Origin of the sequence: Isoptericola sp. NPDC056134, from assembly GCF_042264825.1 — a bacterium.
Lineage (GTDB): Bacteria > Actinomycetota > Actinomycetes > Actinomycetales > Cellulomonadaceae > Isoptericola > Isoptericola nanjingensis.
In genome coordinates this window covers 516,073-527,323 of the sequence record NZ_JBHJVM010000001.1, presented here as the reverse complement: position 1 = coordinate 527,323, position 11,251 = coordinate 516,073, and the positions used below count along the sequence as shown (strand labels likewise).

The window sequence follows — 11,251 nt, the reverse complement described above, 5'->3', positions numbered from 1 at the left end:
TGGCCGTCCTCGCACTGCTGCCCGTGATGATCTTCTTCATCCTCTTCCAGCGCTACATCGTCGACGGCGTCGCCACCCAAGGCCTCAAGGGCTGACGTCCGCCGCTGCACCTGCACCACCCACCGAACCAGCCCGCGGCGGAACGACCGTCCGGGCCCGACCCCCGCAGAGCTGCGGGACGGAGGAACCATGAAGCTCGCACGACTCTCCGGCGCCGTCGCCGCCATCGCCGTCACGGTCGGCCTGACCGCCGCCTGCGGCAACGGCGGGGCGGACGCCGGCCCGGCCGCCAAGGTCTCCACGGACGAGGACATCACGCTGTCGTTCGCCTGGTGGGGCAACGACGACCGCGCTGCGCGGTACGAGAAGGCGATCGACGCCTTCGAGGAGAAGTACCCGAACATCACCATCCAGACGCAGTTCCAGTCCTGGGACGACTACTGGACGGCGCGCTCCACCGAGGCCGCGGGCAGCGCCCTTCCCGACGTCGTCCAGATGGACGCGGGCTACGTGCGGCAGTACGGCGCTACGGGCCAGCTCGCCGAGCTGGACGGCCAGGTGGGCGTCAACCTCGACGTCGACGGCGTCGACGACACCGCGCTCGCGTCGGGCCAGATCGAGGGCAAGACGTACGCCGTCCCGGTCAGCCTCAACACCCAGTCGATCATCTACAACACGAAGCTCCTCAAGGAGCTCGGCATGGAGCCCCCGGCCGAGGGCTACACCTGGGACGACCTGGTCGCCTGGTTCGGCGACGTCGCCGAGGCCGGCGCGAAGCACGACCCGCAGGTGTATCCCATCGGCGACATGACGGGAAACAGCCCGTGGTTCCAGCAGTGGCTGGTGCAGCAGGGCAAGGCCCCGTTCACCGACGACGGCCAGATCGCCTTCACCCAGGAGGACGTGCAGGCCTGGGCCGACCTGTGGGCACCGCTGCGCGAGTCCAAGGCGTTCTTCCCCCCGCAGCGCGCGGCGCAGCTCGAGCCCAAGACCGGCCTGAACTCGAGCGAGGTCGTGGCCGAGGCGAACTGGGACACGCTGATGCCCAACTATGTGGCCGAGCTCGGCAGCGACGACCTCGACCTCATGCCCATCCCCACGGGTGACGACGGCAAGAAGATGTACTGGCACTCCGGCGTCATGCTCTCGGCGTCGGCCAGCTCCTCGCACCCGGACGCGGCGGCCGCGTTCATCGACTTCATGACCAACGACCCGCAGGTCGGCGAGATCTTCGGTACCTCCAAGGGGGTGCCGGCGACGGACGCCCAGAAGGACGCGATGACGCTGGAGGACGGCTCTCCCGACTCCCGCCTCATCGGTTACGAGGATGCCAACGCCGACGACGTCACGGAGCCCGCGCCGGTGCCGGTCGAGGGCTACGGCGAGATCGAGGCCGAGATGGCCCGGCTCTCCGAGGAGATGCAGTACGGCAAGCTCACCGAGGAGCAGTTCGTGGACCAGTGGTTCCAGTACGTGCAGGACACCGTCAAGGCGCAGTGACGCGACCGCGACGCCCTGCGTCGCACCTCCTCTGAGTCCCTGACCCACCCCACCGATCCCCGGGCCCGGGAGCCGCGCGCTCCCGGGCCCGGCCCGGGCCGTGCCCGGAGACGCAGCACCCCGCACCACCCGCACACCGCACGACGTGGCGGCGCACCGACGCGCCGCGGCGAAGCAACACCCTCACCTGCCCGGGACACAGCGGTCCCGGCCCAGCAGAAGGAGTTGTCCCACCCATGTCACCAGCGATGTCACCGGCCCCGTCACCGGCCCCCGCACCCGGGGTCTCCCGCACGACGACGCCGCCCCGACGCCGCGGGAGGGTCGCCGCCCTGCTGGTCGCGGTGGCCGCGTCGGTCGGCCTGGTCGCGTCGTCCGGCGTGACCGCGTCGGCCGACCCCGACGACGCGCCCGGCACGTACCGGAACCACGTCATGGACAACCTCGCGGACGCGTTCTCCGACCCGTCGATCATCCGCGGCAAGGACGGGTACTGGTACGCGTACGCGACCCAGACGAGCATGCGCAAGGACAACCAGGGCGGGCCCTGGGAGAACCAGTACTTCATGCCGATCACGCGGTCGAAGGACCTGGTGAGCTGGGAGTACGTGGGCGAGGTCTTCGGCCCCGACAACCACCCGGAGTGGCGCGACTTCGCCACCACCTACTACTGGGCGCCCGACGTCCGGTACATCGACGGCAAGTACTACCTCTACTACTCGGTGGCCGGCGGCGACGTGAACACGATCGCGCTGGCCACGGCGGACGACCCCGCCGGCCCGTGGACGGACATCGGCCACCCCGTGCTGCCGTACGACTACCAGCACAAGGTGGTCAACCAGATCGACCCGGCCGTCTTCGTCGACGACGACGGCCAGAGGTACCTCTACTACGGCTCGTTCAAGGACGGCGGCATCCAGGCCGTGCACCTGAACGACGACGGCACCGAGGTGGTGGGCGACCCGGTGCAGGTGGTCGGCGCGCGCCGCGGCGAGGCCGCGTACGTCGTCAAGCGCGACGGCTGGTACTACCTCTTCTACTCGGGCCTCGGCTGCTGCGCGAAGGCCGACGGCGCCTACCCGGTGTTCGTGGGCCGGGCCAAGGACCCGATGGGCCCGTTCGTCGACGCCGAGGGCGTGGGCCTCACCGGCCTGCACCTGGGCGGCACGATCGTGAACTCGCCCAACGGCAACCGGTGGGTCTCCACGGGCCACTCGGCGAACGTCGTCGACAAGTCCGGCCAGGACTGGATCCTCACCAACGGCTTCGACCGCACCGAGACGGACCCGAGCTGGGGCGGGCGGCCCGCCGTGATGGACCGCCTCGACTGGATCGACGGCTGGCCCACGGTGCGGGCCGGCGAGTGGACCAGCGACGACGTCGAGACCGCGCCCGTCGGGGCGTGGGACGCGGGCAGCGACTTCACCGACGGGCTGCGCGGCTTCGCCGCCGTCGGCGCCGGGCCCTGGACCACCGGCACGGACGCCGACTCGGGCGGCTTCGCCCGTCCGGTCAGCCGCGGCGCGGACCCGCAGCTGCTGCTGCCCCGCAAGGCGCCGCGCGGCGACGTGCGGCTCGAGGCCGACGTCCGGCTGCGGGACGACGCGGGCCGGGTGGGCCTGGTGCTCGCCTCGGACGGCGAGGACGACCACGCGATCGCCTGGCTCGACGCGTCCGGCCGGCTGTCGGTCGAGCTGACCCGGCACGGCGTCGTCGTGCAGCGGAAGGCGACGCGCCTGTACGACGGCGTCGACCTCGGCACCTGGCACGCCCTCACCGCAGAGGTGCGGGACGGCCGCGCCGACGTACAGGTCAGCGCCGACCTGCTCGGCATCCCGCTGGCGGAGCTGTCGGTCGACGTGCCGCGCTCCTGGGACCGCGGCGGCGCCGCGTCCACGCGGGGCTCCGGCGAGGTCGACAACATGGGCGTCACGACGCTCTACACCCCGGTGACGGAGAAGGTGGCCGACCCGGAGGTCGGTCCGGAGCTCACGGAGTACGGCGAGGAGTTCGACGACGCGGACCTCGACGGCTGGTCGTGGTTCGGCCCGGCCGACGGCCAGGTCGCGGACGGCGAGTACGTGTGGCCCACGCAGGACGCGGACTTCTCCGGCAAGGGCACGATGGCGTCGGCGCTGCTGCGCGACGCCCCGACCGGCACGTACACGGCGGAGACCAAGCTGCACCTGCCGATCACGGACGCCCCCGACGGCCGCAGCCAGGCCGGCATCATCGCGTTCCAGAGCCCGGAGGACTCCATCCACCTGGCCCCCACGCGCACCGGACCGTCGCGGCAGGTGTTCCTGTGGATCGGCCGCGACCGCGACAGCTGGCCGGAGATGCAGATCGGCCCGTCGGCGGACACCATGTGGCTCCGCCTGCGGCACACCGTGGACCCGGACACCGGCGAGCACCTGTTCCGGGCGGCGACGAGCCGGGACGGGAAGCACTACGTCTGGGGCGGCGTCTGGCACCTGCCCGCCGGGCAGGAGCCGCGGATCGGCCTCGTCTCCCTCGCGGGGACCGGCCTCACCGCCGAGTTCGACTACGTGCGGTTCTACCGATGAGCGGCCAGGGGCACGGGCGGGACCTCTCCCGGCGCACCGTGCTGCAGGCGTCGGCCCTCGCGTTCGCCGCGACGATGGCGCCCTGGGGCGCCGCCACCGCGCTCGCCGCCCCGGCGGGCCTCGCGGACGAGGACGGCTACGACCTGTGGCTCCGCTACCACCTCACCGCCGACCCCGGCCGCCTGCGGGAGTACCGGGCCGCGCTCACCAGCATGGCCCGGCAGGGCGCCGGCGCGGTCATGGAGAACGCGGAGGCCGAGCTGCGGCGGGCGGTCGAGGGCCTCACCGGGACGGCGCCCGCGCGGGCGGGCGCCGCCCGGGCGGCCGTCGTCCTCGGCACGCTCGAGGAGTCGCCGGTCGTGCGCACCAGCGTCGGCCGCGGGCGCCTGAAGAAGGTCGGCGACCAGGGGTTCGTGATCACCACGACCGGGCTGCCGGGTGGCGGCCGGCGCGTGGTGGTCGCGGGCACCACCGACCGCGGCGTCCTCGCCGGGGTCTTCCACCTGGTCCGGCTGCTGCAGCTCGAGACGCCGCTCGCCCGGCTGTCCGCCGACGAGTCCCCGCGCACCCCGCTGCGCATGATGAACCACTGGGACAACCTCGACGGGTCGATCGAGCGCGGGTACGCCGGCACGTCGATCTTCGACTGGGACGCCCTGCCGGAGATCTCGGACCGGGTGGTCGGCTACGCGCGGGCGATGGCGTCGGTCGGGATCAACGCGTCGGTGATCAACAACGTCAACGCGAACGTCGGCTTCGTCACGAGCGACATGCTCCGCCGGCTCACACCGCTGGCCGAGCTGTTCGCGTCGTGGGGGATCTCGCTCTGGGTGTCGGTGAACTACGCCAGCCCGATGCTCCTCACCGCGGACGACGCCGACCCGATCACCACCGCCGACCCGGCCGACCAGCGCGTCCGGGCCTGGTGGCGGGACAAGTGCGCCGAGGTGGTGGCCGCGCTGCCCGGCTTCGGCGGCTTCCTGGTCAAGGCGAACTCGGAGGGCCGCCCGGGCCCGCTGGACTACGGGCGCACCCACGCCGAGGGCGCGAACATGCTCGCCGAGGCGCTCGCGCCGCACGGCGCGCTCGTCATCTGGCGCAGCTTCGTGCACGAGGACTTCGGCGACTGGGCGGAGTACCAGTACCGGCAGTTCGCGCCGCTGGACGGGCAGTTCGACGACAACGTCATCGTGCAGACCAAGTACGGGCCGATCGACTTCCAGGTGCGCGAGCCGGTGCACCCGCTGTTCGGCGAGCTGCGCGACACCCACCAGATGCTCGAGCTCCAGCTCACGCAGGAGTACACGGGCCACGAGATCCACGCGGTCTACCTCGCCCCGATGTGGCGGGAGGTGCTGGACTTCACGACCGGCGGGCCGGGCACGGGACCCACGGTGGCGGACGTCGTGACCGCGGGCCCGGTCCAGGCCCGGCACGCCGGCATCGCCGGGGTGAGCAACGTCGGGGACGACCGGGACTGGACCGGCTACCAGCTCGGCGCCGCCAACACGTACGCCTTCGGGCGGCTGTGCTGGGACCCGGGAGCCGACCCGCGCGACCTCGCGACCGAGTGGGTGCGCCTGACGTTCGGCACCGACGACCTGGTCACGTCCACCGTGGTGGACGTGCTGATGCGCTCGCACGCGACGTACGAGGACTACTCGTCGCCGCTCGGGCTCGGGTACCTCACCAACCCGGGCGGGTCGCACCTCGACCCGGACCCGCTCAGCACCCTCTACCAGTCGCACCACACCACCCCGGAGGGCACCGGGTTCGACCGCACGGCGGCCACCGGCAGCGGGTTCACCGGCCTCTACCCGGACGGCTGGGCGGACGTCTACGGCTCCCTCGAGGACTGCCCGGACGAGCTGCTGCTCTTCATGCACTGGGTGCCGTACGACCATCGGCTGCGGTCCGGCAAGACCATCGTCCAGCACCTGTACGACACCCACTTCACCGGGGTGGAGCACGCGGCCGGGTTCGCGGACGCGTGGAGGTCGCTGGCCGGGAAGGTCGACGGGCAGCGGCACGACGACGTCGCGGCGAGCTTCGCGGCGCAGGTCGCGCACGCCACCCTGTGGCGCGACGTCGTGGTCGGGTTCTTCTTCGACCAGTCGCGCGTGGTCGACGAGCGGCGCGAGTGGCTGCAGGTGGCGCCGGGCGGGTCGCGGCTGCTGCTGGGCGGCCGGCCCAACCTGCTGCCCGTGGCGGTCACGAACGCCTCCGCGCGGGCGCACGACACGACCGTCACGCTGGCCGCGCCGTCGGGCTGGGCCACGGAGCCGGCGACGCGGCGCTCGGCGTCCGCCGAGACGGTCGAGGTGGACGTGCCCGTCACGCCGCCGCTCGAGGCCGACGCCGTCCCGTTCGACGTCGACGTGGCGCCGGCGCTGCAGCGGCTCGACGGGCGGGGCACCACGCTGGTCGTCGCGCCCACGGGCGCGCGCTGCCACCTGGCGCTCAACGGCGGCCCCGCGGGCGGCGTCCCGTCGCCGGGCTACACGGCCCTGACGCCGTCGTCGGCATGGTCCGAGGCGGCCGGCTTCGGCTGGGTCGGCTCGGCCCCGTCCGCCCGCGACCGCGGCGGCGATCCCCTGCTGCGCGACCACCTGTTCCACAGCTCCTCCCGGGTGCTGCGCGTCGCGGTGCCGCCGGGCGCCCACACCGCGCGGCTGCTCGTCGGCGACACCGGCGCCGCGGCGTCGGCCACCCGGGTCGCGGTGGACGGCACCATCGTCGTCACCGGCGAGAAGCTCGACGCCGGCACGTTCGCGTGGCTCGACGTCCCGCTCGACGGCGGCTCCGAGGGCCGGACGGCGGACCTCACCCTCTCGGGCCAGGGCGGCCCGTGGCGCCTCACCGCGCTCACGGTCGTCGACGCCGGCGCACCGGAGCCGGCGCTGCTCGCGCTGCGGGCCACGGCGGAGCCGGTGTGGTGGACGGGGCGGCCGAACGAGATCACGGTGCTGGTGCGCAACGCGGGCGCCGAGGACCGGGAGGTCACGGCGTCGCTGGTCGTGCCCGACGGCTGGTCCGTCGAGGACGCCACGGTGACCGTGCCCGCCGGGCAGGACGCCGAGGTGACGGTCACCGCCACTCCCCCGGCCGCGCCCGGACTCGCCGTCGTCGAGGTGGTGCTCCGCAGCGGCGACGAGGAGATCGAGCGCGGCCGGGCGGTCGAGGTCGTCACCACCCCGCATGCCGACGACGCCGCCCTGGCGTTCGACGCGGGCACGCCGTCCAGCCCGCTCGTCGCCGGGTACACCCGGCTGTCCCCGGAGGACGTGTTCTCCGAGGCCGTCGGCTACGGGTGGACCGGCGCCGTGCCCGACCACCGCGACCGCGGCAACGCGGACGCCCTGCGGCGCGACCTCGTGATGCAGAAGGTGAAGCCGAGCTCGCTGCGGATCCCCGTGCCCGCCGGGAAGCACACCGTGTGGGTGCTCAGCGGCGACTCGCTCACCGACGCGGGGATCACCACGATCTCCGAGGGCGGTACGGTGCTGGGCTCGTCCGGCGACGCGAGCCTGCCGAGCCGGTCGTTCGTCTGGTTCTCGTTCGAGCTGGACGGCGGCGCGTCGGGCCGCAGCGCGGACCTCGACATCGTGGGGTCCACGCTCAACGGGCTGTGGCGGGTCGCGGCGCTGGTGGTGGTCTGACACCACCAGCGAGACGACGGACGCACGACGACGCCCCCGCGCCGGCTCCTCGCCGGCCCGGGGGCGTCGTCGTCAGGCGAGCAGCTCCAGCTGGGCGAGCGTCAGCGGCCCGTCGCCGGCCGCCTCCGTGACGACCAGCCGCAGGCGCGCGTACCGCCCCGGGTGCGCGACGCCGAACGGCCGCGTCTGCCGAGCCCAGCGGAACGCCTCGCCCGACCGCTCGTCGAGCACGGTCCAGGTCGCGCCGTCGCCGGCGTCGACAGTCCCCTCGAGGCGCCAGGCGGTCGGCGCCGCGCCGTCGCCCGAGGTGAGCGTGTACCGCGCGACGACGGGCTGCTCGCCGTCGCCCGTCCACGTGACGACGGGCGTGCGGGTGGCGAAGGTCAAGGCCGTCGCGGACGTGTCGTCGACCAGGAGCGCGCCGTCCGCGCGCGTCCCGCCGTCGTCGACGACGACGGTGCCGCGCGCGGTCACGTCGTGCAGCGGGGCGGGCGGCGCGTCGCCGCGGGTGAGCGACGGCGGCGCGGCGTCCGGGCCGGTGCCCCAGGCGGACGGCTCGGGTCCCATGACGAGCTCGACGGTGACGCCGCCGACCAGGTCCGCGTGCGCGAGCCAGGCCGCGTCGCGCGGCTCGCCGTCCACGGTCAGGGACTGCACGTGGACGTTCTCGAGCGAGTTCCCGACGGTGCGGACCACCAGGTCGCCGTCGGGCCGGTGGATCGTCACCTCGTCGAACAGCGGCGACCCGACCGCGTACCGCGGGGAGCCGACCTGCAACGGGTAGAGGCCGATCGCGGCGAGCAGCCACCACGCGGACATCTCGCCGTTGTCCTCGTCGCCGGGGTAGCCCTGGCCGATCTCGCTGCCCACGAAGAGGCGGCGCAGCGCCTCGCGCAGGATCCGGTGCGCCTTCCACGGGGCGCCCACCGCGGTGTAGAGCCACGGCACGTGGTGCGACGGCTGGTTGCTCACTCCCCACATGCCGAGGCGCACGTCGCGGGCCTCCGTCATCTCGTGGATGACCTGGCCGTACCCGCCCACGTGCGTGCCGTCCTCCGGGCGGGCGAAGAACTCGTCGAGCCGCGCCTCCAGGCCCGCGGGGCCGCCGTAGAGGTTCGCGAGCCCGCGCGGGTCGTGCGGCGCGTGGAACGCGAAGTTCCAGGCGTTCGTCTCGGTGAACGGTCCGCCCCAGTCGTCCGGGTCGAAGTGCCGGGCCGCGGGCGTGAAAGCGCCGTCCGCGCGGCGCGCGCGGAAGAACCGGACCTCCGGGTCGAACAGCCCGCCGTACTGCGTGGCGCGATCCAGCAGGTAGGCCGACTCCTCGCGCAGCGTCGCGCGTCGCTCGTCCGGCGTGGCCGGGTCGTCCGCGAGCGCCGCCGCCATCGTGCCGATGCCGAAGTCGTTGAGGCAGCCCTCCAGCCCCCAGGACACGGACTCGTGCGTGGCGGCGGGGGTGAAGCCCAGGAAGGCCGACGTCTCCAGCCCCTTGCGGCCGACCGCGTCGTGCGAGGGCGCCACGGTGGCGTTCTTGAGGGCGGCGTCGTAGGCGTCGAGGGCGACGCCGGTGGGCAGCGCGCCCTTGAGGTAGGCGTCGGCGAACGCGACGTCGGAGCTGGTGCCGGTCATGAGGTCGGCGTAGCCGGGCGACGACCAGCGAGAGATCCAGCCGCCGTCGCGGTACTGCTGCACGAACGCGTCGGCGAGCCGCGCGGTGAGCCCTGGGTCCAGCAGCGCGAGCGCCGGCCAGGCGGTGCGGTAGGTGTCCCAGAACCCGTGGTTGACCATCATCCGGCCGTCGACGACGGCGGCCCCGGTGGCCGTGTCGGTGCTGGGCCCGACGGGCGGCGCGACCGGGCTGGCGTGCCGGGGCACGGGCGCCGCCGCGGTGCCCGCGTTCTCGGTGTGCGACGTCGGGTAGAGGTGCAGGCGGTAGAGGTTCGAGTACAGGGTGACGCGCTGGTCGTCGGTGGCGCCGGCGACCTCCACGACGCCCAGCCGCTCCTGCCAGAGCGCCCGCGCCGCCTGCTGGACCTCGGCGAACGACCGCCCGGCGAGCTCCTGGTCCAGGGCGCGCCGTGCCTGGTCGAGGCTCAGGTACGACGTCGCGAGCCGGAGCTCGACGGCGGCCTCCCCGGCGTCGCCGGAGGTGTCGAAGGTCGCGAACCGCGCGTGCTGCCGCCCGCCCGCGGCGGCGCCCACCGCGACCGGCGCCCGGTCGAACGCGCCGGCCACGAACATGCGGGAGCGGCCCACGGACAGCGGGCTGCCGTCGTCGACCCAGCCCGTCACCGTGCCGTCGGGGTGCGCGTCGAGGCGAGCCGCGCCGGCTGCCGTCGTGACCGTGTCGAGCAGCACGTGCCCCGCGCCGTCCGGGGTGCCGGCCGGGAAGCCGAACCGCAGCAGGCCGCCGTGGTCGGTCGGCGTGGCCGCGAGAGTGGTGCCGTTCGCGAAGGTCACGGCGTACAGGTCGGGGCGGGCGGTCTCGTCGGCGTGGTCGAAGGGCAGGCCGCGGGCGACGAGGTCGGCCGTCGGCGTGCCCGGCCCGGTGGCGGGCTGCACGACGAGCTGGTTGCGGTCGCCCATCCACGGGCTGGGCTGGTGGGAGACGCCGAACCCCTGCAGCACGGGGCGGTTCTCGTGGTCGTTCGCCCGGTGGTACTCGTACAGCCAGCGCTGCGAGCCGGCGTCGGTCATCGGCACCCAGAGCGTGAACCCGTTCGGCACCGCGGTGGCGGGGGCGTTGTTGCCCCGGGAGAACTGACCGCTCGACATCGTGCCGCGGCGGGTGTCGACGAGGTCGACGAGATCGGGCCCGGGCGGCCCCGCAGGCTCCGCGACCAGGGCGACGTCGTCGAGCCAGCCGGAGAACGCTCCGCCGGTCAGGTCGTCGGGCGGGTCGCAGCGCAGCAGGACGGCGTCGACCGTGCGGCCCGCGGCGACGGCGCCGACGTCGATCCGCACGGAGTTCCACTGGTCGGCGTAGAGGATCTTGCCCTCGCCCTGGGCGCGCGCGGAGGCGCCGGTGCCGTGGGCGTCGACGGCACGCAGGTCGGAGAGGTACGTGCCGTCGGTGAACGCCAGGTCCAGAGCCACGTACGTGGACGGGTACCGCAGGTCGCCGCGCAGGTCGGGCAGCACGACGTAGCTCAGCCGCGTGCGCGGCCCCACCTCGATCCCCAGGTCCCGGAAGAGCACGTGCGTCGCGGGCCCGGGGCCGTCCTTGAGGCCCGCGAAGCCCAGGGCGTGCAGGCCCGTGAACCCCGCGCGCGGCTTGTGCGTGGCGCCCGACGCCGGGCCGTCACCCACGCGAGCGACCAGCGGCGCCCGGCGCGCGGTCGGCAGCGGCGCAGGGTCACCGGGCTCGAACGAGGTGCGGAAGTCAGGTCCGGGCATGTGCTCCACTCTCCTGCGATCACGGCCGCGGGGGGGGGGGGGGGGGGGAGGGGGGAGGGGGGGGGGGGGGGGGGGGGTGTGAAGGCGCGGGAATGAGTGATTGGGGGGCGCCGCGTAAGCGGGGAGGGGCGA

General features: G+C 74.1%; 4 protein-coding genes and 1 pseudogene. 4 read left to right on the top strand and 1 reads right to left on the bottom strand.

Annotation, left to right across the window (positions count from 1 at the left end; translation table 11 throughout):
* The 4 genes and pseudogenes from ACFCZN_RS02295 to ACFCZN_RS02280 form a co-directional block, all read left to right on the top strand.
* Nucleotides 1-95: pseudogene (locus ACFCZN_RS02295) on the top strand (carbohydrate ABC transporter permease); the annotation flags it as partial.
* 94 nt (nucleotides 96-189) lie between these two features.
* Nucleotides 190-1,500 (top strand): ABC transporter substrate-binding protein, encoded by a 1,311-nt coding sequence (locus tag ACFCZN_RS02290; protein WP_429762696.1) that lies wholly within the window; start codon nucleotides 190-192, stop codon nucleotides 1,498-1,500.
* A 236-nt stretch (nucleotides 1,501-1,736) separates the two neighbouring features.
* Nucleotides 1,737-4,067, top strand: a complete 2,331-nt coding sequence (locus ACFCZN_RS02285; RefSeq protein ID WP_430555683.1) for a family 43 glycosylhydrolase — start codon at nucleotides 1,737-1,739, stop codon at nucleotides 4,065-4,067.
* Nucleotides 4,064-7,726, top strand: a complete 3,663-nt coding sequence (locus tag ACFCZN_RS02280) for an alpha-glucuronidase family glycosyl hydrolase (RefSeq protein ID WP_430555682.1) — start codon at nucleotides 4,064-4,066, stop codon at nucleotides 7,724-7,726. Before ACFCZN_RS02285 ends, ACFCZN_RS02280 begins: the two co-directional genes overlap by 4 nt.
* Before the next feature lie 72 nt (nucleotides 7,727-7,798).
* On the opposite strand, the gene ACFCZN_RS02275 is transcribed toward ACFCZN_RS02280, so the two are convergent.
* On the bottom strand, nucleotides 7,799-11,119 hold the full coding sequence (locus tag ACFCZN_RS02275; RefSeq protein ID WP_430555681.1) for a GH92 family glycosyl hydrolase: 3,321 nt from the start codon (nucleotides 11,117-11,119) through the stop codon (nucleotides 7,799-7,801).
* Nucleotides 11,120-11,251 lie beyond the last annotated feature (132 nt).